The organism is Hoeflea marina, assembly GCF_003182275.1.
GTDB classification, from domain to species: Bacteria; Pseudomonadota; Alphaproteobacteria; order Rhizobiales; family Rhizobiaceae; genus Hoeflea; species Hoeflea marina.
In genome coordinates, this window is sequence record NZ_QGTR01000002.1 from 549,462 (window position 1) to 572,144 (window position 22,683).

Annotated in this window: 24 protein-coding genes; 12 read left to right on the plus strand and 12 right to left on the minus strand. The window is 64.1% G+C overall.

Translation table 11 applies throughout. The annotated features are described in order from the left end of the window. Positions 1 to 90 precede the first annotated feature (90 nt). From DFR52_RS09020 to DFR52_RS09045, 6 genes are all read left to right on the plus strand, one after another. Positions 91 to 552 carry an Rrf2 family transcriptional regulator gene (locus tag DFR52_RS09020; protein WP_110031604.1) on the plus strand — a complete coding sequence of 154 codons (462 nt, stop codon included), beginning with the start codon at positions 91 to 93 and terminating at the stop codon, positions 550 to 552. Continuing rightward, entirely contained in the window at positions 542 to 1,450 is a 909-nt protein-coding gene (locus tag DFR52_RS09025; RefSeq protein ID WP_110031605.1) for an NAD(P)/FAD-dependent oxidoreductase, read from the plus strand. The genes DFR52_RS09020 and DFR52_RS09025 overlap by 11 nt, the downstream gene beginning before the upstream one ends. Positions 1,451 to 1,604: 154 nt before the next feature. After that, the gene (locus DFR52_RS09030) at positions 1,605 to 1,901 is read left to right on the plus strand and encodes a PRC-barrel domain-containing protein (protein WP_110031606.1); all 297 of its coding nucleotides are present in this window, start codon (positions 1,605 to 1,607) and stop codon (positions 1,899 to 1,901) included. A gap of 222 nt (positions 1,902 to 2,123) precedes the next feature. Beyond that, the gene (locus tag DFR52_RS24210; RefSeq protein WP_146215571.1) at positions 2,124 to 2,780 is read left to right on the plus strand and encodes a hypothetical protein; all 657 of its coding nucleotides are present in this window, start codon (positions 2,124 to 2,126) and stop codon (positions 2,778 to 2,780) included. A 205-nt stretch (positions 2,781 to 2,985) separates the two neighbouring features. Further along, the gene (locus DFR52_RS09040) at positions 2,986 to 3,585 is read left to right on the plus strand and encodes a hypothetical protein (RefSeq protein WP_170132242.1); all 600 of its coding nucleotides are present in this window, start codon (positions 2,986 to 2,988) and stop codon (positions 3,583 to 3,585) included. A gap of 7 nt (positions 3,586 to 3,592) precedes the next feature. Then, positions 3,593 to 4,525, plus strand: coding sequence for a hypothetical protein (locus tag DFR52_RS09045; RefSeq protein WP_110031608.1), 933 nt, complete (start codon positions 3,593 to 3,595; stop codon positions 4,523 to 4,525). A gap of 181 nt (positions 4,526 to 4,706) precedes the next feature. Here DFR52_RS09045 and DFR52_RS09050 read toward each other — a convergent pair whose 3' ends face one another. After that, positions 4,707 to 5,453: a hypothetical protein gene (locus tag DFR52_RS09050; RefSeq protein WP_110031609.1), complete on the minus strand. Its 747-nt coding sequence runs from the start codon at positions 5,451 to 5,453 to the stop codon at positions 4,707 to 4,709. A 170-nt stretch (positions 5,454 to 5,623) separates the two neighbouring features. Here DFR52_RS09050 and DFR52_RS09055 point away from each other — a divergent pair, with 170 nt between their 5' ends. Next, on the plus strand, positions 5,624 to 6,817 hold the full coding sequence (locus DFR52_RS09055) for a winged helix-turn-helix domain-containing protein (protein ID WP_110031610.1): 1,194 nt from the start codon (positions 5,624 to 5,626) through the stop codon (positions 6,815 to 6,817). 138 nt (positions 6,818 to 6,955) lie between these two features. Further along, positions 6,956 to 7,726, plus strand: coding sequence for a gamma-glutamyl-gamma-aminobutyrate hydrolase family protein (locus DFR52_RS09060; RefSeq protein ID WP_110031611.1), 771 nt, complete (start codon positions 6,956 to 6,958; stop codon positions 7,724 to 7,726). A 95-nt stretch (positions 7,727 to 7,821) separates the two neighbouring features. On the opposite strand, the gene blaOXA is transcribed toward DFR52_RS09060, so the two are convergent. Genes blaOXA through aroC form a run of 3 tightly spaced genes read right to left on the minus strand, consistent with a single transcriptional unit; the run spans position 7,822 to position 10,889 of the window. Further along, positions 7,822 to 8,655 carry a class D beta-lactamase gene (blaOXA, locus tag DFR52_RS09065; protein ID WP_110031612.1) on the minus strand — a complete coding sequence of 278 codons (834 nt, stop codon included), beginning with the start codon at positions 8,653 to 8,655 and terminating at the stop codon, positions 7,822 to 7,824. A 24-nt stretch (positions 8,656 to 8,679) separates the two neighbouring features. Further along, complete coding sequence (ribB, locus tag DFR52_RS09070) at positions 8,680 to 9,783, minus strand: 3,4-dihydroxy-2-butanone-4-phosphate synthase (RefSeq protein ID WP_110031613.1); 1,104 nt, start codon at positions 9,781 to 9,783, stop codon at positions 8,680 to 8,682. 11 nt (positions 9,784 to 9,794) lie between these two features. Beyond that, positions 9,795 to 10,889 carry a chorismate synthase gene (gene aroC / locus DFR52_RS09075; protein WP_110032040.1) on the minus strand — a complete coding sequence of 365 codons (1,095 nt, stop codon included), beginning with the start codon at positions 10,887 to 10,889 and terminating at the stop codon, positions 9,795 to 9,797. 403 nt (positions 10,890 to 11,292) lie between these two features. Between aroC and DFR52_RS09080 the strand changes: the two genes are divergently transcribed. Next, the gene (locus DFR52_RS09080; RefSeq protein WP_110031614.1) at positions 11,293 to 11,553 is read left to right on the plus strand and encodes a DUF1344 domain-containing protein; all 261 of its coding nucleotides are present in this window, start codon (positions 11,293 to 11,295) and stop codon (positions 11,551 to 11,553) included. A gap of 54 nt (positions 11,554 to 11,607) precedes the next feature. On the opposite strand, the gene DFR52_RS09085 is transcribed toward DFR52_RS09080, so the two are convergent. From DFR52_RS09085 to DFR52_RS09105, 5 genes are all read right to left on the minus strand, one after another. Beyond that, the gene (locus DFR52_RS09085) at positions 11,608 to 12,078 is read right to left on the minus strand and encodes a GFA family protein (protein ID WP_110031615.1); all 471 of its coding nucleotides are present in this window, start codon (positions 12,076 to 12,078) and stop codon (positions 11,608 to 11,610) included. 205 nt (positions 12,079 to 12,283) lie between these two features. Beyond that, positions 12,284 to 12,877 (minus strand): histidine phosphatase family protein, encoded by a 594-nt coding sequence (locus DFR52_RS09090; RefSeq protein WP_110031616.1) that lies wholly within the window; start codon positions 12,875 to 12,877, stop codon positions 12,284 to 12,286. Between the two features lie 84 nt (positions 12,878 to 12,961). Continuing rightward, positions 12,962 to 13,774, minus strand: coding sequence for an enoyl-ACP reductase FabI (fabI, locus tag DFR52_RS09095; RefSeq protein ID WP_110031617.1), 813 nt, complete (start codon positions 13,772 to 13,774; stop codon positions 12,962 to 12,964). A gap of 145 nt (positions 13,775 to 13,919) precedes the next feature. Further along, positions 13,920 to 14,969 carry a DnaJ C-terminal domain-containing protein gene (locus DFR52_RS09100; RefSeq protein ID WP_158284913.1) on the minus strand — a complete coding sequence of 350 codons (1,050 nt, stop codon included), beginning with the start codon at positions 14,967 to 14,969 and terminating at the stop codon, positions 13,920 to 13,922. 97 nt (positions 14,970 to 15,066) lie between these two features. Beyond that, positions 15,067 to 15,435 carry an RT0821/Lpp0805 family surface protein gene (locus DFR52_RS09105; RefSeq protein WP_158284914.1) on the minus strand — a complete coding sequence of 123 codons (369 nt, stop codon included), beginning with the start codon at positions 15,433 to 15,435 and terminating at the stop codon, positions 15,067 to 15,069. 116 nt (positions 15,436 to 15,551) lie between these two features. On the opposite strand from DFR52_RS09105, the gene pdxH reads away from it, so the two are divergent. After that, positions 15,552 to 16,172 (plus strand): pyridoxamine 5'-phosphate oxidase, encoded by a 621-nt coding sequence (gene pdxH, locus DFR52_RS09110; protein WP_110031620.1) that lies wholly within the window; start codon positions 15,552 to 15,554, stop codon positions 16,170 to 16,172. A 37-nt stretch (positions 16,173 to 16,209) separates the two neighbouring features. Here pdxH and DFR52_RS09115 read toward each other — a convergent pair whose 3' ends face one another. The 3 genes from DFR52_RS09115 to DFR52_RS09125 form a co-directional block, all read right to left on the minus strand. Beyond that, positions 16,210 to 17,271, minus strand: a complete 1,062-nt coding sequence (locus tag DFR52_RS09115) for a polysaccharide deacetylase family protein (protein WP_110031621.1) — start codon at positions 17,269 to 17,271, stop codon at positions 16,210 to 16,212. 125 nt (positions 17,272 to 17,396) lie between these two features. Next, on the minus strand, positions 17,397 to 18,812 hold the full coding sequence (gene tldD / locus DFR52_RS09120) for a metalloprotease TldD (protein WP_110031622.1): 1,416 nt from the start codon (positions 18,810 to 18,812) through the stop codon (positions 17,397 to 17,399). Positions 18,813 to 19,245: 433 nt separating this feature from the next. Then, positions 19,246 to 19,764 (minus strand): invasion associated locus B family protein, encoded by a 519-nt coding sequence (locus tag DFR52_RS09125; RefSeq protein ID WP_110031623.1) that lies wholly within the window; start codon positions 19,762 to 19,764, stop codon positions 19,246 to 19,248. Positions 19,765 to 20,108: 344 nt separating this feature from the next. Here DFR52_RS09125 and coxB point away from each other — a divergent pair, with 344 nt between their 5' ends. Next, positions 20,109 to 20,987, plus strand: a complete 879-nt coding sequence (coxB, locus tag DFR52_RS09130) for a cytochrome c oxidase subunit II (protein WP_110031624.1) — start codon at positions 20,109 to 20,111, stop codon at positions 20,985 to 20,987. A gap of 18 nt (positions 20,988 to 21,005) precedes the next feature. Then, complete coding sequence (ctaD, locus tag DFR52_RS09135; RefSeq protein WP_110031625.1) at positions 21,006 to 22,661, plus strand: cytochrome c oxidase subunit I; 1,656 nt, start codon at positions 21,006 to 21,008, stop codon at positions 22,659 to 22,661. Positions 22,662 to 22,683 lie beyond the last annotated feature (22 nt).

The window sequence follows — 22,683 nt, forward strand, 5'->3', positions numbered from 1 at the left end:
GTGCGGGAGGGCGTCAATTCGGATGCCACGCCGGCACGGGTGCCGGGGGGGGGCTTGACAGTCATGCAGAATCGTAACTAATAAAGTTACATGAAACTCGACACGCGCCTCTCCCTCGTTCTCCACGCCCTCCTGCACATGGCCGGGCACGGCAGGACGATGACATCGGCGGATCTCGCCCTCTGCATGGACACCAACCCGGTCGTGGTCCGTCGCACCATGGCGGGCCTGCGGCGGGCGGGCCTTGTGCGCTCGGAAAAGGGTCATGGCGGCGGCTGGACGCTCGGGCGCGAGCTGGCGGAAATCAGCCTGCGCGACGTCTATGCCGCGCTCGGCTCGCCGGCCGTCTTCGCGCTCGGCAACCACACCGAAAGCCCCGGCTGCCTGATCGAGCGGGCAATCAACGACCGGCTCGACGGCGCCCTGCGCGAGGCCGAGGCCCTGCTGGTGGCGCGGCTCGGCGAACTCACGCTCGCCGACATCTGGTCCGGGATTGCCGATCCGTTCATGGCCCATCAGCAGAGAAGGAAGGACCATTCCCATGATCAATGAGGTTGTCATCATCGGCGGCAGCTATGCCGGCCTGTCGGCGGCGCTGCAGCTCGGCCGCGCCCGCCGCAGGGTGGTGGTCGTCGACGCGGGGCTGCGGCGCAACCGCTTTGCCGCCAACTCGCACGGCTTTCTCGGCCAGGACGGCCGCGCCCCCGGCGACATCGCCGCCTTCGGCCGCGCCGAACTGGCGCGCTACGCCACCGTCGAATTCGTCGAGGGCGAGGTCGTCCGCGCCGGCGGCGGCTTCAACGATTTCACCGTCGATCTGGCCGACGGCACCCGGCACCGCGCCCGGCGGCTGATCCTCGCCGCCGGCATGACCGACATCCTGCCGCAGATCCCCGGCCTGGCCGAACGCTGGGGCAGAAGCGTCTTCATCTGCCCCTATTGCGACGGCTACGAGCTCGAGCAGGCGCCGATCGGCGTCATCGCCACCGGGCCGCACTCGTTTCATCACGCCATGATGCTGCCCGACTGGGGCCCGACCACCTATTTCACCAATGGTGCCCACGCGCCCGACGCGGCCGAGCGCGCCGAGCTTGAACGCCGCAACGTCACCGTCGAGCCGACGCCGGTCACAGCCATCGAAGGCGAGCGCGCCGACGTGGTGCTGGCCGACGGCCGCCGGCTCGGCTTTCGCGGCCTGTTTACCGCCGGGCGCATCGCCATGTCGAGCCCGGTGGCGGGAGAGCTCGGCTGCGAACTGCAGGACGGCCCGCTCGGCCGGTTCGTCAAGATCGGCCCGCGCGGCGACACCTCGGTGGCCGGCGTCTTTGCCTGCGGCGATATCGCCCGCGGCGCGGGCTCGGTGGCGCTCGCCGTCGGCGACGGCAACATCGCGGGGTCGGCCGCGCATGCCTCGCTGATCTTCGATGCGACGCTTGGCAAGGCGGCGTGAGGGGAAGGGGGCATGGCCGCGTCCCTTGATCATCGGCGTTTCGACCGTGAGCAGCCCGGGCGCAGTGATCCGGTCAGACCTCCACCCGTCGGGGCAATGGAACGAAATCGCCGACGTCGGGTTATTCCACCACGGAAACAAGGAGGATTACCCGATGGACCACACAAACCACGTTCGCCTCAATGCAGCAGAACTCACACCTGAAGTCCTTGAGGGCGCCACCATCTACGGAGCAGACGACCACAAGGTCGGAAAGCTCGATCACGTCCACGGCGCAGGAGCGGGCGGCACCGCCATCATCGATGTCGGTGGCTTCCTCGGAATCGGTGCCAAGCCGGTTGCCGTGCCGCTGGCGGATCTCCAGTTCATGCGTGACGAAGACGGCGACGTCCATGCCGTCACCACCTGGACAAAGGATCAGCTCAAGGCAATGCCCGAGCACAAGGACTGAGCACAGGATCAGGCCTTGAAGCCAAGTCGAGATGGAACCCGGCCAAGGCGCCGGGTTTTTTCGTGCGCGATCATGTTGAGAGACGTGCCTGAAGGCGCCGTCCCGCTTTTCGATCGGGAGCGAAGATCTGTATGAGATCTTTGGAGGGGTGAGCGGGAAGCGGCTAATCGCATACGCCTTCGCCAGATCGATTGTGATGACCTGGCCTTTCACGCATCGTTTTTGACCGAATTTTCTGAATCTTCGTATCACCGTCCGGCAATGTGCGGTGCCGCCGGCAAATGCCGCTTTGTGCTGTCTGCCTGTCTGCAACGCGGCCCCTATCTCGACCGTTTGATGGTTCTCGATCTGATCCCAAAAGCAGACCGTTCTAACAAAGACCCAGACCGCTCCCGTGCGCTAATTGCGGACATCCATGTCTATCCGAAGGGTGGGAATTTCAACGGGTCATATTGGAAGGTTAATTCTGGGCTTGCCGCTCTACCACTCGACCGATATCCATGGAACAATAATCGGGGGAGCAACATGTGGAAATTGGCCGGTATGGTCTTGGCTCTGGTCTTCAGCGTTGGGGCTGCAGAGGAGCCAAAGGTGACCGTTGGGGAGTGGCTCACATCAATGGATCAGTCGGAGCAAGAGATTTGGTTTGCTATAAGTGGTAAGTCGCTGGATGCCGCCAATGAGTATCTCAAGTTTAAGTCCCAACCTCCCTTGTTCTGCATACCTCCTGAGCTTGATTTTAATGGCACCCGCTACAGGTCGCTGTTTATAGAGCTAATAAAACAGCATCCTGAAATCGCTTCGAAAGATGCAACTGAGTTTGAGCCTTTCCTCCTGATCGCGCTGCGTAACGCGTTTCAATGCCCTTCCTCAAAATAGGGTGATGGTCGACTTTGGACCAGTTCCGCACAAGCGGTACGATGGTGTGTGTCCGCTTTCATCCTGTACAGCCCAGCAGCCGACGGTTGGCAGTCGAATTAAGGCAGCGCGATGTGCATGATGTCGTGTATCGTCGCAGGTGCCGACAATTAGCGCGAGATCGTGTTGCGCCAGAGATAGAAGACCTTAAAGCTCAGGAGAGAACATGCTGCGCACGAAGCCAGACGTCTTCATAATCGAGAGTCTCGATCCCGACGATGAAGGGAACGGTCGGTTTGAGGGCAGCATCATCTCGAACATGTTGCGCCTCCACGGCAAGAAACCGAAGTATCGGTACGTGCGCACACGCGATGAATTTGAAGTCGCAGTGGAAGAATTCGGTCGCTCTCGATACCGCTACCTGCACATATCGGCTCACGGGGATCCCGAGGGAATGTGCACTACAAACCAAGAGCCAATCGATTACGACGAATTGGCCAACCTGCTGAAGCCACATTTCAAGAATAGGCGCCTGTTTCTGTCCGCTTGCTCGATGGTCCATGAAGAAATGGCTGCCTACCTCATCCCCAAGACCGAGTGCTTTTCCGTGATCGGCCCGATCAACGACATCGAGTTCCACAAGGCTGCAATCTTCTGGGCCTCTCTTTATCACCTGTTGTTCATCAAAGACGCAAAGAAAATAAATCGAACCCGACTAAGGGAGACGTTGGCGAAGACAGCCGACCTGTTTGAGGTGAATATGAAGTTTTTCTACAAAACCGACAATGGCTTTGCCGAAGACGTCGTGCGCGCAGCGAGGAGCTAGAACAACGGTGACGACGGTTTCACAATTCTTCCAACCTCCCCTTTACTGGCAGCAGTTCGAAGATCTCGCGCATGGTATGTTGGGCGAAGCCTATAGCATTCCGGATGCGCAGCAGTACGGACGTACGGGACAGGCGCAGAATGGTGTCGATGTCTTTGGCCGGTCGAGGAAATATGGCTGGATCGGCATTCAGTGCAAACGCCTCTCTGATTTAGATAAAGACGGGAACCCATACCCAGGCGGCCCCATCACCCGAAAATTCTTTCGCGACGCTGCGACGGAGGCCCTTGCCTTCCAACCAAGTCTATCGATCTGGATCCTCGCCACGACCGCACGACGTGACACGAAAGTGCAAGGTTGGGTCAATCAGCTCAATGACGAATGGGCATCCTCGAACCGCGATCTGCGCTATCGGCGGGCCATCGTGTGGTCATGGGACGAGTGCATCGCCTACCTCAACAGCTTCCCGGAATTGCAACGCTGGTACTATAAAGATGTAATTCAAGTACGCGGCACAGCCGACCTCGATAAGATGATTCTTCAAACGATAGCGCTGGCCTTTTCGAGGCCGGCATTTGAGGTGCCATTGCTTTGCGAGAGTCCTGCGGAGTTTCTTCAAGCTCTGTCTGACACACAGCGAGCAGTCCGAACCGGCGAGCTTCTCGATCGCGAGAGCCGTCATGTGATCCGGAAATCTGTAGGGGGGTGGCGAGATCTTGGCGATAGAGAAGCTCGCGATGGTCTGGACTTCGTCGACAAGCGGCTTCGGCAGTTACGGAGCAAGCTTGAGCAAGGGCGCAAAGACAAGAAGATCCGAGAAGTCGATGGGTTTCTGGATTTCACGGATTCAGTACTTGCTCGTGAGCTCGAGGATCTACGCGGCGAGTGCGTCAACGCACTGAACGGCGTACTCAGTCGTTGGAATCTGCCGACGGTTTAGATGGACGGAAACAAGACAGATTGGGCTGAACAGACACGTGAGCAGTTTACAAAGAACCCGGTAGTGGAAAGGCAGCTTTCATACCTGTTAAGTGTGGAAGCCGTCGGTTCGGTAACGGCCCCAAATGGCCAAGCTGGAAGGCGCCCTCCTTTACTCACTGCAAAGCAACACCAGACAACTGTCATGGATTTTCGTGTCGCGTGGCTGGATAAAATGTGGAAAGCCATTCTCGCTTATGTTGGGAAAACGTCACGAGGCTCGGCAAACCTGGAGTCCAGTCGGTGGGGAAGAATGCGATTATCTGCTCACCAAGTTGGACGGCTAGGCGGCCCATCTCAGAGATAACTGCCTCGAGGGCCGTCGCCTCCATGAATGGGCCGATGACGGCATCGCCATCCTTTTGCGGCCGCATCATCCATGCTGATTTCATATTGGGATGGCCGGCGAGCTCAGAAAATAACTCGTACATCTCGGCGCGTCGTTTCGAGTTGAAACCGTCGCGAGCGTCGAGTGCCTTGCGCACCTCCACCGGCGAGAATTCTTTCATGCGCGCTTTCTTGTCCGCGTGGCGCCAGCGACCGATAAGGTTGCGATCGCCAGCGAAAAGGTTGAGCAAGAAGACGGTCTCCAGCACGTCGCGCAGGATCAGAGCGCTGTTCTGATGGTAGCCTGAAAGCGTCAGCTTCAGGCTTGCGCCGAACGCATTGAAAGTACGCATCCCAAGAACCTGAACGACTTTCAAGTCCTCATCACGAGTGTCTAATTGGCGGAAGATGTCGGGGAGATCCATCGCGGCTTCGACAACGGCGAGGTGCAACCGCAGCCGCAGGTCGCCGTCGATGATGCTAAGTGCTTTCTCGCGGAGCTGCTCCTCACCACTATGCAGATTTACAAGGTTTAACGGGATTCCGTTTTGGTCTTTAGACATCTTACGGCCGCTTAATTTGCAGGGTGCTGAGCGTGAGGATAAGCGATACATACAATTTCTGCTTTCTCTTGTCGCGCACTGCGAAGCAGCCTAGCTGAATTCGGCCCCTCCCATCCCCACCCACCACCCCACCCCTTGAACAAACCACGAACGCATGCCACGGTCCACCCATGGTGATTCAGCTGTCCAACACCGCCGCGCGGCGCATCTTTCTGCACAGGCAGGGGCTGTCGGCTCCGCCGGGGGAGGCGCTGTCGAAGGCGGGGCTGCTCGAGATGATCCGGCAGCTTGGTTTCGTCCAGGTCGACAGCATCTCGACCGTCGAGCGCGCCCACAACCAGATCCTGTTTTCCCGCAACCAGACCTTCCGCCGCGAGCATCTGCGCGAACTGCTGGAGGAGGACCGGGCGCTGTTCGAGCACTGGACCCATGACGCGGCGATCGTGCCGTGCGAATTCTATCCCTACTGGAAGCACCGCTTCGCCCGCAAGGAGGCGGGGATCCGCGAGCGCTGGGTGAAATGGCAGGGCGAGGGGTTTGACGCGGCCTTCGAGGAAACCTACGCCAAGATCGCCGAGGGCGGCGCCATCCTTGCCCGTGAGGTCAGGGAGACCGGGCACAAATCCGGCGGCTGGTGGGAATGGCATCCCTCGAAGACGGCGCTGGAGTTCCTCTGGCACACCGGCAGGCTGGCGATCTCGGCGCGGCGGAATTTCCAGAAGATCTATGATCTGAGCGAGCGGGTGATCCCCGGCCATCACCTGGCCGCCGAGGTCGATCATGCCGAATTCGTCGACTGGGCCTGCCGGGAGGCTCTCGCCCGGCTGGGCTTTGCCACCCATGGCGAGATCGCCGCCTTCTGGGACCTGGTGACGCCCGAGGAGGCCAAGGCCTGGGTGCGCGACAACCGCGATCGCCTCGACGAGGTGGAGATCGACTGCGTCGGCGGCGGCAGGGCGCGCGCCTCGGTGGCCTTTCCCGGCCTGTCGCCCGATGCCGCCGACTGGCCGGAGCCGCCGGCGCGTGTGCGCGTGCTCAGCCCCTTCGACCCGCTGCTGCGCGACCGGAACCGCGCCGAACGTCTCTTCGGCTTCCGCTACCGCATCGAGGTCTTCGTGCCGGAGGCGAAGCGGGAATACGGCTACTATGTCTTTCCGCTCATCGAGGGCGACCGCATGATCGGCCGCATCGACATGCGCACCGACCGCAAGGCAGATGCGCTCAACGTCGCAAGACTGTGGCTGGAGCCGAAGGTTCGCGCCTCGAGCGGACGCCTGCAGAAGCTCGACGCCGAACTGCAGCGCATCGCCCGCTTCACCGGAGTGGGCGAGGTCGTCTACGCGGATGGCTGGCTGGGCGGCTGACCGAAGCCGCGGGAACGGTCCGCCGGGCGAAAAATCGCGCCTGTTTGACCGCCGGGTGTTGCCGATCATCGTTCCGTGTGAAAGTCATGGCACATGCGGGTGCAAATCGACTCCCGACCGCAATGCGAGACCCCATCCATGACCAGGCCCGTCATCGGCATCATCGGCAATTCCCACAGCGTCGAAAACCGCTTCACGGTGCAGATGGCCGGCGAACGCAACATGCGCGCCGTGGCCGACGTCACCGGCGCCCTGCCGCTGATCTTCGCCGGCGATCCGCACATCACCGACATCGACGACCTGCTCGCCGTCGTCGACGGCATCCTCCTGACCGGCGCGCGCGCCAACGTCCATCCGAGCCGCTTCGGCCTGAGTCCGGACCCTGCCCACGAGCCCTATGACGAGGGCCGCGACGCCGTCGCCCTGCCGCTGATCGCCGCCTGCGTCGCCCGCGGCGTGCCGCTGTTCGGCATCTGCCGCGGCTTCCAGGAGATGAACGTCGCCGGCGGCGGCTCGCTGCACCCCGAGATCAGGGAGTTGCCCGGCCGCATCAATCACCGCATGCCCCGGCTCGAGACGGGCGAGATCCACCCCGACCCGGCGGTGGTGTTCGCCGACCGCCACGAGGTCCGGCTCGTCCCCGACGGCGTGTTCGCGCGGATTCTCGGCCGCGACGTGATCCGGGTGAATTCGCTGCACGGGCAGGGGGTGCTCGATCTCGGCGCCAGCATCGTCGCCGAGGGCATTGCCGATGACGGCACCGTCGAGGCGATCCGCTTCACCGACGCCGCCGGCTTCGCGCTCGGCGTCCAGTGGCACGCGGAATACGACCCGCAGGACAATCCGGTCAACCGGGCGCTGTTCCAGGCCTTCGGCGAGGCGGTCCGGAATTACGCTCGGCGGAGCTGACGGAGTCCGGACACCGTCAATTCATGGTCTCGCGGGATAATCGGCCAAACAGGCGCGTGGTGCGGCGCTGCGATGTCCGGGAAACAAGAGGATTGCTAATCCGGAAGCGAGCCCGCCAGCTCTTCCCATCCGGCCAGCAGCGCGTCGCGCGCCCTGAGACCAGAGGAGACTGGCTGCCGGCTTTCATCCCGGTCGAGACGGGCGAAGACCAGCGTGCGGCCGTCGCGCCGGGCCCAGCCGACATACCAGCCCCAGGCGCGTGCCCGGTCGAAGGAGCCGTCGGCGAGCCTGGGATAGGCCGAGCCGGTCTTGCCCCAGATCGTCCACGCGCCGACCGTGCGCGTCTCGACGATGGCTTCGGTCCGGTCGATGGCGCTGGCCGCCACCGTCAGCCTGCGTTCGACCAGCCTGCCCAGGAACAGCACCTGCTCGAGCGGCGATATCTGCAGCGACGAGGCGATCCAGGCCCGCTCGAGGCCGTTGTCCTTGCCGGGATCGCCGCGCAGGTCCGCATTGCCGTAGCCGAATGCCGTGGCGTAGCGGGTGAGCGCGTCGGCGCCAAGCGCATGGGTGATGCGCTGCGAATACCACACGACGGAATGCCTGAGCCAGCTCTCGGGGTCATTGGGCCGCGTCCAGGACTTGCCGCCCCATGCCGGATCGCCCTTGCGATAGGGGAGGACGGGATCGTGCGGTCCCTTGAGGAAGCCCGAATCGAAGCCCATCAGGCTGAGCGCGATCTTGAAGGTCGATGCCGGCGTCACACGGCTGCGGCAGTCGCCGTCCTCATGCAGGATGGCGCCATCGGTGGCGGCCACGATCATGCAGACCGGCCGTGCCCGGGCGCCGGTCGCCGACAGCAGCAGCACGGCGAAAAGCACCGCCCCCGCCAATTGCCGTCCCAGCCGGGTTGCCGGGTGGAGGATCATCGGTCTGCTCATCGCACCCGCTCGTCAGATGAGCTCTGTCGAGGTGATCTTGATGCCAAAGCCTTCCAGCCCGACATAGTGGCGCTCGCGCGAGGCGTAGAGCCTGATCGAAGAGACGCCGAGATCCTTGAGGATCTGCGCGCCCAGCCCGATTTCCAGCCATTCGCTCTCGCGGTCCTGCACCTCGGCGTGGTGTTCCCTGCCGTCCGCCTGCATCGTGCGGCGTGGCATGTGCTTGCCGACGCCGACCGAGCCTTCGCGCAGATAGACGATGATGCCGCGGCCGGCGGCCTTCATCCGGGTCATGATCGCCGTGAGTTCCTTGTCGCGGCCGAAGACATCGTCGGCCACCGATTCCAGATGCAGCCGCACCGGAATGTCGACGCCGTCGCGGATATCGCCGAACACCACCGCGAGATGGTGCATCGGGTCCCAGGGCAGGGTGTAGGAATGCGCCTTCGCAGGGCCGGCAACGGTGTCGACATCGAAGCTGCCGACCATCTGGATCAGGGTTTCCTTGCGCTGCCGGTAGGCGATCAGGTCGGCGACCGAAACCTGCTTGAGACCGTGCCTGACGGCGAAGTCGGCCACCTGCTGGCCGTGGGTGACGGTGCCGTCGTCATTGACCAGTTCGCAGATCACGCCGATCGGCGGCAGGCCGGCCAGCCGGCAGAGATCGACGGCGGCCTCCGTGTGGCCCGAGCGCATCAGCACGCCGCCCTCGCGCGCGACCAGCGGGAAGATGTGGCCGGGCCGGGTGAAGTCGCTGGCGCCGACATTCGGATTGGCCAGATTGCGCACCGTCAGCGTGCGGTCGTCGGCGGAAATCCCGGTGGTGGTGCCGTGCTTGAAGTCGACCGACACCGTGAACGCGGTGGTGTGGGCACTGTCGTTGTCGGCGACCATGGCGTTGAGGCTCAGCCGCCTGGCCTCTTCGCGCGGCATCGGAGCGCAGACGATGCCGGAGGTGTGGCGGACGATGAAGGCCATCTTCTCCGCCGTGCAGTGGACGGCGGCGACGATCAGGTCGCCTTCGTTCTCGCGGCCGTCATCGTCGGTGACGACGACGATCTCGCCGGCTTCGAAGGCGCGGATGGCGTCGACGACGCGGGCTTGGTCATAGGGCATGGAGGAACCTGTCAATCAAGGCGGCCGGTCTGGCCGCGGTCACGGAGATAATGGTCGGCGAGCGCGCAGGCAACCATGGCCTCGCCGATGGGCACGGCGCGGATGCCCACGCAGGGGTCGTGGCGGCCCTTGGTGCGGACGTCGACCTCGTTGCCGTCGGCATCCACCGAGCGGCGTTCGTTGAGGATGGAGGAGGTCGGCTTGACCGCGAAGCGGGCGACGATCGGCTGGCCGGTGGAGATGCCGCCGAGGATGCCCCCGGCATTGTTGGACAGGAACACCGGCCTGCCGTCGGCGCCGATGCGCATCTCGTCGGCGTTCTCCTCGCCGGTGATCGAGGCCGCGCCGAAGCCGTTGCCGATCTCGACGCCCTTGACCGCGTTGATCGACATCAGGTTGGCGCAGATGTCCTGGTCGAGCTTGGCGTAGATCGGCGCGCCGATGCCCGCGGGAACGCCCTCGGCCACAACCTCGATGACGGCTCCGACCGAGGAGCCGGCCTTGCGGATGGCGTCGAGATACTCTTCCCAGACCGGCACCATCGCCGCATCGGGGCAGAAGAACGGGTTGTTGCCGGTCTCGGCCCAGTCCCAGTTGGCGCGATCGATCTTCCTGTCGCCGATCTGCACCAGGGCGCCGCGCACGGTGACGCCGGGCAGCACCTTGCGCGCCAGTCCGCCGGCGGCGACGCGGGTCGCGGTCTCCCGCGCCGAGGAGCGGCCGCCGCCGCGATAGTCGCGGATGCCGTACTTGACGTCATAGGTGAAGTCGGCGTGCCCCGGCCGGTAGCGTCTGGCGATCTCGGAATAGTCCTTCGAGCGCTGGTCCGTGTTCTCGATCAGCATCGAGATCGGCGTGCCGGTGGTCACCAGCGTGCCGTCGCTGTCGGGCATGACGCCGGACAGCACCCTGACCAGGTCGTCCTCGCGCCGCTGGGTGACGAAGCGCGACTGGCCCGGCTTGCGCTTGTCGAGCCAGAGCTGCAGTTCGGCCTCCGTGAAGCGGATGCCGGGAGGGCAGCCATCGACGACGCATCCGATGGAAGGGCCGTGGCTTTCGCCCCAGGTCGTGACCCGGAACAGGTGCCCGAAGGTGTTGTGTGACATGAGGTCAACCATGTGTTGGCCGCCGGCCGGGCGACGGCAATTGCAGTTGGCGCGAGTTCTAACCCATGTCGCCCGCAAGGGAAACCACCTGGCCGAAGCGGCTGTGCGCATTCCGGCCGCCGCCGGATGCCCGGACGGCTGCGGCTGCCTTGGCCTCAAACCGTGTGAAATCAGCGGCCTGCGCGATCAAGCCGCAAATCGCAGTGCTCCACAAGAACTCTTGAATATAATGGCGGCCGGTGCGAGACTGCGCGCGGGAAGTGGCCGGGAAACCATGCGGCATCAGGCATGGCGCCTGGGAAGGCAGCCGCACGCATGGAGATCCGCCGGTCCCCAGAGCCAATTTGGCCACATTCGGGCTGTTAAGAATGGAACCAACAGTCGTTCGACCGAGGAATCACCTATGCGCTTTGCCCTATCCGTTCTGCTTGCCGTTTCCGCCGCTCTGTCGCCCATCGCGGCCCTGGCCCAAAGCGCCGATGTGGAAGCCAAGATCGTCGAGATATCCACCGCCAAGCAGACTATCACGCTCGATGACGGCGAGACCTATGTGACGCCGACCGAGTTCGATTTCGAGGGGCTCGACAAGGACGTCACCGTCGATGTCTTCTACACCATCGTCGACGGCAAGCGCGTCATCAACGACCTTGAAATCGTCGAGTAATCCCGCCGCACGTTCGGCATGGTCGGACGGCTTCTCCGGTTGAGGCAGGCTGGGTCAGAATCCCAGCGCGCGCCGCCGTTCCAGGGCCTCGGGGGGCCAGAAGTCCTCGACGCTTGAGTAGAACACGTCGAAGGCGGGACTGTCCGCAGGCAGGCCGACCCATGGCAGCTTCGACCGCGTGAAGATGTGGACGTCCGGCGGCAGGCGGGAGGGTTCCTCCAGGGTGCCGACACGGACGAACAGCATGGTCTTGCGGCGGCCGTAATCAGACCAGACGGTGGTCGCGCACGCCTCGCAGCGATACAGGTCATGGGGCCGTCCGCTGTCGGTCGGCATGCTGCCGACGCGCGTGGCGCCCGCATCGATCGCGATGCTGTCACTCTCGATGACGGCATTGATGACGAAGGCGGTGCCGGTCTGGCGCTGGCAGTCCCTGCAGTGGCAGCAATGCACGATCATCGGCCGCCTCGTGAGCCTATAGCGCAGCGCGCCGCATCCACAACCGCCGGAATATTCCTGCTTCATCCTGTGCCCCTGACGCAATCGCGGGAATTCAGATTCACGCGATGTGCTTTAGCTCTTTGTAATTATGCATGTCGTGATCCCGAGACCGCTGCACACTTTCGGGCGACATGCATTAACGCAATCGGCGACGCGGCGCAGGCCGACGGCTCCGGACAGGACGTTAATTCGGTTTTGCCTGTCGCGGAAGCGGGAACGGCGGCTGCCCTCAGATCCAGCCGATCGTGCCCTTCGAGATCCTCAGGATCCGGTCCTGCGGAACATCCATCATCGCGGCTTCGTTGCCGGGCATGCCGCCGATGCGGTTGAACATGGCCCGGATGATGCCGCCATGGGCGACGCAGACCGTGGGCCGCGTGACGCTCGCCAGAAACGCATCGACCCGCTGCGCCATCATCTCGTAGCTTTCGGCGTGCTCGCCCGGGGGCCGGAAGGTCCACTTGTGCTGCTCGCGCTCGGCCGTGATGCCCGGCGTGTGCGCTTCGATCTCGGCCGGCGTGAACCCTTCCCAGTCGCCGAAGCTGACTTCGACCAGCAGCGGGTCGGTGCGGTAGGCCCCGGGATCGAGACCGGCATTTTCCCGCACCAGTTCCATGGTGTTGCGGGCGCGTGACAGCGGGCTCGAGACCCAGTCGCGGTCCGCGGCGACGAAGCCGGGGATGGCCGCCAGCGACCTGCCGTTGAGGGCGGCCTGCTCGAGGCCGAGCGGGTTCAGTCCGATGTCGCGCTGGCCCTGCAGCCGGCCCTCGCGGTTGTAGCTGGTCTCGCCGTGGCGGATGACGAACATGTCGAGGTCGGGCATGGGGCAGGTCTCCCGCCGGATGCGGCATGGTCCGCAGGCTTGGCTTCAGGGAATCCGCGCCGCCGGGAGGCGGCGCGCGGCGGCTCAGACGACGCTGATGTCGGGCGCGTCCACGGCTTTCATGCCGACCGTGTGATATCCCGAATCGACGTGGTGGATCTCGCCGGTCACGCCCTGCGACAGGTCGGAGAGCAGATACAGCGCCGAGCCGCCCACCTGTTCGATGGTGACCGTGCGCTTGAGCGGCGAATTGTACTCGTTCCACTTCAGGATATAGCGGAAGTCGCCGATGCCGGAGGCGGCAAGCGTCTTGATCGGGCCGGCGGAGATCGCGTTGACGCGAATGCCCTTGCCGCCCAGATCGACCGCCAGGTAGCGCACGCTGGCTTCCAGCGCCGCCTTGGCCACGCCCATGACATTGTAATGCGGCATCACCTTCTCGGCGCCGTAATAGGTCAGCGTCAGGATCGAGCCGCCCTCGTTCATCATCGGTTCGGCGCGCTTGGCGATTGCCGTCAGCGAATAGACCGAGATGTCCATGGTGCGGTTGAAGTTGTCGCGGCTGGTCTCGACATAGCGGCCGGTCAGTTCGTCCTTGTCGGAAAACGCGATGGCGTGCACGACGAAGTCGATCTTGCCCCACCTTGCTTCGATCTCGGCAAAAACCGCGTCGATGGTTCCAAGGTCGGTGACATCGCAATGGCCGGCGACGATGGCGCCGAGTTCGGCCGCCAGCGGCTCGACGCGCTTCTTGAGCGCGTCGCCCTGGTAGGTGAGCGCCAGTTCCGCGCCGGCGTCGGCACAGGCCTTGGCAATGCCCCAGGCGATCGAGCGGTTGTTGGCGACGCCCAGGATCAAGCCGCGCTTGCCCTTCATCAGACCGGAAGTGTCAGCCATGTCAGTCTCCCTACAATTCGTTGCGTCGCTATGGCACAGCCGGCTAACGCACACAAGTCAATGCGGGGCAGCGGTCGTCCGCCGGTGCTACACCGCCGCGCGACAGGACCTCGGATCCGGACGGCCTGGACGGACGGCATCGACCCTAGACATAGACGGCCTTGCGCTGGCTGCGCATCAGCGCGATCAGGCTGTCGTCCGGCGTCTCGGGCAGCAGCACCCGCAGATGCACATAGAGCTCGCCCCGTCCGCCTTCCGGCCGGGGCAGGCCGCGGCCCGATACCGTCATGCCGCCGCTGGCGCCCGCCCATTCGGGGATTGTCAGCCGCAGCGGTCCGTCCAGTGTTTCCAGCGTCACCTGCGTGCCCAGAACCGCATCGCGCAGATCGATGGCGTGGTCGGTGTGCAGGTCGTTGCCGAGAATGCGGAATTGCGGATGCGGCCGGTAGCGGATGGTCACCAGGGCATCGCCCGTCGCGTGACTTGCCGGCACGGGAATGTGCAACTCCGCCCCGTCGGCGGTTCCCGCCGGGACCGGCACGGCCAGCTGCCCGCCCGAAGGCAGCGTGATCTCCCCGAGCGCGCCCGTGAAGGCCTCGGCGATGTCGAGTTCCAGCAGGTGCCTGCTGGTTTCAGGACGGGCCTGCCTGCGGTGCAGTGTCTTCCATTTGGCGAACAGTTCGTCGAGCACGGCCAGCGGATCCGCCCCGGCCTGCTCGGCGCCGGGGGTGCTGCCGGCGGAGTCTCCCGCGCCGTCTGCCATTCCGGGAGCGTCATGAACGGTCCGGCGTTGCGCGGATTCGCCGAAGATGTGGTTGACCATGTCGTCGAAGCCGCTGACATCGTCGCCCTGATGGACCGACTCCTTTGCCGCGGCGTCGGTCGGGGCGCGCGGGTCGGGCCGCTTGCGCCAGGCGTCGCGGAAGACGGAGAACGGACTTGGACCGCCGCTGCGGTCGGTGCGGTTGCGGCGACGGCCGCGGGCGTCGATCTCGCCGCCGTCGAACTTCGCGCGGAGCTCGGCATTGATCAGCAGCCGGTAGGCATGCGCGATCTCCGCGAACCGCTCCCCCGCCAGCGGATCGGCCTGGTTCTGGTCCGGATGCCAGGTCTTGGCCAGCCGCCGGTAGGCGAGCTTGATGTCATTGGGTTCAGCGCCTTGGGGGACGCCCAGAACAGCATAGGGGCTACGCATTACAAGTTCCCGATCAGCTAGGTTCCCCGAGCGTAGCGATGATTTGCTAACCATCAGTGTATGAACGCAAAAGCCGGGAACAAATCGCCGGGTCGGCTCACTCGGACTGGGGCACCAGACTGACCAGCCATTCGCCTTCGCGGTCCCGGCAGGCCTGTCCCATGAACAGCGCGATGCCGTCGAAGGCGTGGCGGCTGGTGCGGAACTCCCGGCATGTCCGCCCGGTCGCGGTCTTGTCGACCAGTGTGGTGATGACGCCGGCGGAGCCGGTGGCGGGATTGGACCAGGGCAGGGGCTGGTTGGAGGGTGCGTCGGCAATCACTTCGGCAATCGCCGCCTCGTCGGCCTGCATCTCCGCATCCATGCTCAGCGGCTGGATCGTGCTCGTCGAGATCGGATCGACCGAGAGGGCCGACAACGGATCGGCGCCCGTGCGCATGCAGCCGGTCGAGGCGAGACATGCCATCACCCAGAGGCCGCGGGCGAGGGCACCGCTGCGCCACCCCTTTCCGGCTTTGTCGGGTTCTGGTAGGCCGTGAATCGACATATCTATCCGTGCGGAACTGGGACTCGAGGCTCACTATGACAGAAGCGTGGTTAACGACTGGTGACTTCACGACGGCGGAGGAGCCCTTTGCCCTCTTCGCGGACTGGCTGCAGGACGCAACCAAGTCTGAAGTCAACGATCCCAATGCATTGGCTCTGGCAACGGTCGACGGCGACGGGCTGCCGGATGTCCGCATGGTGTTGCTCAAGGGCTTCGATGCACGCGGCTTCGTCTTCTACACCAATCTGGAAAGCGCCAAGGGCGTCGAGATCCTCGGTTCGATGAAGGCGGCGATGTGCTTCCACTGGAAGTCGCTGCGCCGCCAGGTGCGCGTGCGCGGCACGGTGGAGCAGGTCAGCGACGCCGAAGCCGATGCCTATTATGCATCGCGGCCGCGCGGCAGCCGCATCGGCGCCTGGGCGTCGAAGCAGTCGCGGCCGCTCGAAAGCCGCTTCGCGCTGGAAAAAGCCGTCGCCGAATTCACCGCCAAGCATCCGATCGGGGAGATCCCGCGTCCGGCGCACTGGTCGGGCTTCCGCATCGTGCCGCGGCAGATCGAGTTCTGGCACGACCGCCCGTTCCGGCTGCATGACCGGCTGCTGTTCAGCCGCGGATCGGAAGCCGAAGAGTGGGGAAAGACCAGGCTCTATCCGTGACAGGCCCCGATCCATTCCCGACGGCGGAGCGCCTCGCTCAGGCGGCGGCGTTGCGCATGAACGGAATCCCCGACGCCAGCGCCTCCACATATCGGGTCTTCTGATAATAGCCGTTGAGCGATGTCCGGTTGAGCGAGAGCAGATTGCCGAGGCTCGAGCGTTGCAGAACACCCGGTACGGTGGTGACGGCGATCTTGAAGCCCAGCTCTCGCGCCGCCTCGAATTCGCGTGTGCCTGCCGCCGACCTGTCGCCATAGGGATAGGCCAGCGTCACCGGCCGCTCGCCGGTGATTCTTGCCACCCGGTCGGCGGAACGGTCGAGTTCGTCGCGAAGCCTTGCCGGGTCGGTCTGAGCCAGGTTGGCATGGCTGATGGTGTGGGCGCCAAGCCGCGCCAGCGGGCTGCCGATGAGGTCCCTCAGTTCGCCGTCATCCATGACTTCCTCCCGGACAATGGCCTCGGGGCTGACGCCGCTGCTGCGCGCCAGCTCGTCGAGCCGGGTGGCGATTGCGTCCTGGTCGGGACCGGCCATCGCCAGGGCAAGCGCGTCATAGGCGGTGTATTTTTCACCGAAATTGCGCGCCGGCAGCGACACCGGGCCGCCTCCGAAGTCGAAATCGAAGCGGTCGACCTTGTTGAGCAGCGCCTCCGCGGTCTCCCACCAGATCGTGTGGGTGCGATCGACGAAGCCGCCGGCCACGAAGATCGTGTAGGGCACGCCATGCTTCTCGAACACCGGCCGGGCATGGACGGCGTTGTCGCGATAGCCGTCATCGAGCGTGAACACCATCGCCGGCGCTGCATCCTTGCCGAGCGCCAGATGCCCGGGCAGATCCTCCAGCGCCACAGCCACATGGCCGGCGGCTTTCAGAGTGGTGATGGCGGCATCGAGAAAGTCCGGCGTGATCGACAGATGCTCGGACGGGTAAAAGCTCTTTTCCACCGCCGGGCGCACATGATGCAGGGTGAAGATCGAGCCGCGGCCGCGGGCGCCGGAAAACAATCCGGCCGAGGCGGCAAGTGACACCGCTTCAAGCCCGCTCTGGATGATGGTGCGCTTGATCAGCCGTCTTGCGGTTATCGTTCTCGGACCCTGCATGGTCTTCTCCCCGGATGGTTTCCTGGCCGGAGATATATCATTCAGGGTTTAACCGTTGTTGAATCCGCGCAAACACCATCGGGATGCAGCCGCAAGCTGCAGTCTTCGAGCGGCAGATGGCCAACTCAGGTCTGGGTGCCGCCGACGGTCATCGCATTCATCAGCAGGTGCGGCTGGCCGACGCCGACCGGCACGCTCTGACCGGCCTTGCCGCACATGCCGATGCCGGTGTCCAGCGCTGAATCATTCCCGATCATCGAGATCCGCTGCATCGCCTCGGGTCCGTTGCCGATCAGCATGGCACCCTTGACCGGCGCGCCGATGCGGCCGTTCTCGATCATGTAGGCCTCGGTGCAGCCGAAGACGAACTTGCCCGAGGTGATGTCGACCTGGCCGCCGCCGAAGGATACGGCGTAGAGACCCTTCCTGACCGAGGCGATCATCTCTGCCGGGGTCTTGTCGCCCGACAGCATGTAGGTGTTGGTCATCCGCGGCATCGGCTGGTGCGCGTAACCCTGGCGGCGGCCGTTGCCCGTGGGCTTCATGCCCATCAGCCGCGCGTTCTGCCTGTCCTGCATGTAGCCGACCAGAATTCCGTCCTCGATGAGCACGTTGTTGCCCGAAGGCGTGCCTTCGTCGTCGACCGACAACGAGCCGCGGCGACCCTCGAGCGTGCCGTCATCGACCACTGTCACACCCTTGGAGGCCACCCGCTGGCCCATCAGTCCGGCAAAGGCCGAGGTCTTCTTGCGGTTGAAATCGCCTTCCAGGCCGTGGCCGACGGCTTCGTGCAGCATGACGCCGGGCCAGCCGGCGCCCAGCACCACGTCCATAGTGCCGGCGGGAGCGGCGACTGCGTCGAGATTGACCAGCGCCTGACGCAGCGCCTCGTCGGCGCCGTGCTGCCAGCTTTCGGTGGTGAGGAAGTCGCCGAACAGCTTGCGCCCGCCGATGCCGTAGGAGCCTGATTCCTGACGGTCGCCTTCGCCGACCATCACGCTGAGGCTCAGCCGGGTCAACGGCCTCACGTCGCGAACCCTGTGGCCGTCGGCGCGAAGGATCTCCACCACCTGCCAGCTGGCACCCAGCGAGACCGAGACCTGGCGGACCCGGGCATCCTTGCCGCGCACATAGGCGTCGATGTCCTGCAGCATCTTCACCTTCGCCTCGAAGCCCGGCGCGGCGATCGGGTTATCGGCGGTGTAGAGCACGCGGTTGGTCCGCTGCGGCGCCTCCGAATAGATGCCGGACGCGCCCCGGGTGACGGCCGAGACCGCATCGGCGGCGCGCCGCAGCGCTGCCTCCGAAAGATCTCCGGCATGGGCATAGCCGGATGCCTCGCCCGCCACGACCCGCAGGCCGAAGCCGCGATCGGTGGAATAGTTGCCGGCCTTGAGCTTGCCGTTGTCGAAGACCAGCGATTCGGTCTCCTCGAATTCAAGAAACAGCTCGCCGTCATCGGCGCCATGCAGGGCATCGGCAACGATGCGCTGGATCCGGGTTTCGTCGATGTCGAAGGATGAAAGCAGATCGTGGGACATGGGATTTCCAATGATTGAGGGCCAGTCGGTCATGGCCGGTAATTCAGGGGTTGCCAAACTTGGGCACCGGAAGGCTGTGGGCTCGACCCACTATGTAATAGGTCTCGACGTCAAATCCAGCCGTGCCGCACCTGCCGCCTGCGAACAACCGGTGTCCGTGCCGGCCGGACAGGCAGGCCTGGCCGGGCCTGCCGCGAGATGCGTTGCCGCTGTCTGGTTTCAAGGCGGCCCTGCGGCATGGAATGACGGAGCGATGGTGACTGCGTGCATCCGGATGGCCGTCGGCATGGTTTCCGGCGCAGTCACAGGTCTTCCGCTCGGGACAGAGGCGATGATCGTCACACTGTTGGCCGGCGCATTCGGCGGCTATCTGCTCGGTCGATCGGGCAAGCGGAAATAGACGCGGGGCGCCCGACGGCGCAGACGGTCCGGGTCACGGCAGAGCGGCATAGCCCTCGGTGAAGCCGTTGAGGTCGACCGGAATGCCGATGCCTTCCTCGGGCGTCTGGAAGACGATGAACGTTGCCTGGGTGCCCGACCGCAGCGTGACCAGAAGCGTCTCGTCGAGAATCACTTCCGCATAGCAGCCATCGGCAAAGCAGCGCACGAAATAGGCGCGGCCAATATCCTTGCCGTCGACATTGAGCCCCAGGCCCGACGGCAGCAGCACGCCGAGCGGTGCCAGCACCCGCAGGATCTTGGCCTTCTGGTCGGCAGTCTTGATCACCACCACCGACAGCCCGACCTCGGGCCGGTCATCGGCGACGACGTTCTGCATGAGCGCGCATTGCTCGCCCGGCGCTCCTGCCGGCGTGTCGCAGACGATCGACCAGGCGCCGTGGGTGGACTGCACCTTGCCCTTCTGCTGCGCGGCAACCGGCACGGCCGAAGAGACGAATGCCGCGACAACAGCCGTCATTGCAGCGAGCAACTTGCGATGTGAAAATGTCATAGTGTCTCCGCAAAACGGCGAATCATTGTTCTAGTTTGTAGATGGCTCTGGCCGAATTGTAACCCACCGACCGCACACTCTGCCCGGGAGTGCGGCAAAATTGCGTCCCGGCGGATGCGTGAAAGCCCGGATGCAAGGCCCGGAGGCGGCAGCCGGCCGTTTGATCGCCAAACCGCGTGATATTGCCCAAAACCGATGCGCGGGTGACCGCCGCGCAAAAATGCCGCATGATGTTGTGCTTCCGACAGTTGCGGGCGGTGCTAAACTGTGGTTTGAAGCGGCCATCAAATTGAGGGATTCCGCCTTTTCGAAGGCGCGGCTAAACGCTCGAGGGAGACACACACGTGACAAACAAGCTTTTGGCAGGGCTGGCCGCGACGGCGCTGACGGGTTTCGCGGCCCCGGCGATGGCGGCACAGCCTGTTGCATGGCAGACGGCCTTCCAGCCTGCCGCCACGCAGATGATGGAGCAGATCACCAGCTTCGAACACTACACATTGTGGTTCATCGTTCCGATCACACTGTTTGTCCTCGTCCTGCTCATCTATGTGATGGTCAAGTTCAGGGCAGGCGCCAACCCGGTTCCCTCCAGGACCAGCCACAACACCGCCATTGAAGTGGTGTGGACGCTCGGGCCCGTGATCATTCTTCTCGCCATCGCCATTCCGTCCTTCGGCCTGCTGACCGCGCAGTACTCGCCGCCGGCCACCGACCTTACCGTCAAGGCCACCGGCTATCAGTGGTATTGGGGCTACGAGTATCAGGGCGACACGGAAGTTTCGTTCGACTCGCTGCTGATGCAGGACGGCGAACGCGCCGCCGCCGGCAAGGAAGACCGCGCCGTGTATCCCCGCCTTCTGACCGTCGACAACGAACTGGTCGTGCCCGTCGGCAAGACCGTTCGCGTTCTGGTCACCGCCGCCGATGTGCTGCACGCCTACGCCATGCCGTCCTTCGGCATCAAGATCGATGCCGTGCCTGGCCGACTCAACGAGACCTGGTTCAAGGCCGAGCAGGAAGGCCTGTTCTACGGTCAGTGCTCGGAACTGTGCGGCAAGGATCACGCCTACATGCCGATCGCCATCCGCGTCGTCTCGGAAGACAAGTTCAACACCTGGCTGACCGCCGCCGCCGAGAATCTCGGCGACGCCAACCGCAATCTGCTGGCCTCGATCGATGCCGACCGCAAGGTCGTTGACGTCGCCGCCAACGCCGCACAATAACACGAGGGAGTGGGAAATATGGCCGGTTCCGCCGCAGCTCACGACGACCACGACCACAAGCCCAAGGGTTTTGTGCGTCGCTGGATGTATTCGACCAACCACAAGGACATCGGCACGCTCTACCTGATATTCGCGATCATCGCGGGCGTCATCGGCGGCGCGCTGTCGATCGCCATGCGCATGGAGCTCCAGGAGCCCGGCATCCAGATCTTCCATGGCCTTGCGGCCATCGTGTACGGTTTTGAGGGCGATGCGGCCATCGACGGCGGCAAGCACATGTACAATGTGTTCACCACCGCCCACGGTCTGATCATGATCTTCTTCATGGTCATGCCCGCGCTCATCGGCGGCTTTGCCAACTGGATGGTCCCGATCATGATCGGCGCGCCGGACATGGCGTTCCCGCGCATGAACAACATCTCGTTCTGGCTGCTGCCTCCTGCGTTCATCCTGCTGCTGCTGTCGATGTTCGTGGAAGGTCCCACGGGCGGCTTCGGCACCGGCGGCGGCTGGACCATCTACCCGCCGCTCTCGACCACCGGCCAGCCCGGACCCGCAATGGATTTCGCCATCCTGTCGCTGCACATTGCCGGCGCCTCGTCGATCCTCGGCGCCATCAACTTCATCACCACCATCCTGAACATGCGCGCGCCGGGCATGACCCTGCACAAGATGCCGCTGTTTGCCTGGTCGGTGCTGATCACCGCCTTCCTGCTGCTTCTGTCCCTGCCTGTGCTCGCCGGCGGCATCACCATGCTGCTCACCGACCGCAACTTCGGCACGGCGTTCTTTGCGCCTGACGCCGGCGGCGACCCGATCCTGTTCCAGCACCTGTTCTGGTTCTTCGGCCACCCGGAAGTGTACATCCTGATCCTGCCGGGCTTCGGCATCATCAGCCACATCATCTCGACGTTCTCGCGCAAGCCGGTCTTCGGCTACCTGGGAATGGCCTATGCGATGGTCGCCATCGGCGCGGTGGGCTTCATCGTCTGGGCTCACCACATGTATACGGTCGGCCTGTCGCTCAACACGCAGCGCTACTTCGTCTTCGCCACCATGGTGATCGCGGTGCCGACCGGCGTGAAGATCTTCTCCTGGATCGCGACGATGTGGGGCGGCTCGATCTCGTTCCGCGCCCCGATGCTCTGGGCCATCGGCTTCATCTTCCTGTTCACCGTCGGCGGTGTGACCGGGGTGCAGCTCGCCAATGCCGGTCTCGACCGGTCGATGCACGACACCTACTACGTGGTGGCGCATTTCCACTACGTGCTCTCGCTGGGCGCCGTGTTCGCGATCTTCGCCGGCTGGTACTACTGGTTCCCGAAGATGACCGGCTACATGTACAACTCGTTCGTCGCCCGGCTGCATTTCTGGATCACCTTCGTCGGCGTCAACGTGATCTTCTTCCCGCAGCATTTCCTCGGCCTCGCCGGCATGCCGCGCCGCTACATCGATTATCCCGATGCCTTCGCAGGCTGGAACTACGTCTCTTCGATGGGTTCCTACATCTCCGGCGTCGGCGTGCTGGTGTTCCTGTACGGCGTCTGGGAAGCCTTCCGCGTCAAGCGCGTGGCCGGCGACAATCCCTGGGGCGAGGGTGCGACCACGCTGGAGTGGCAGCTGACTTCGCCGCCGCCGTACCATCAGTGGGAAAAGCTGCCGCGCATCAAGTAAGCGCCGCATCATCAACCACAGG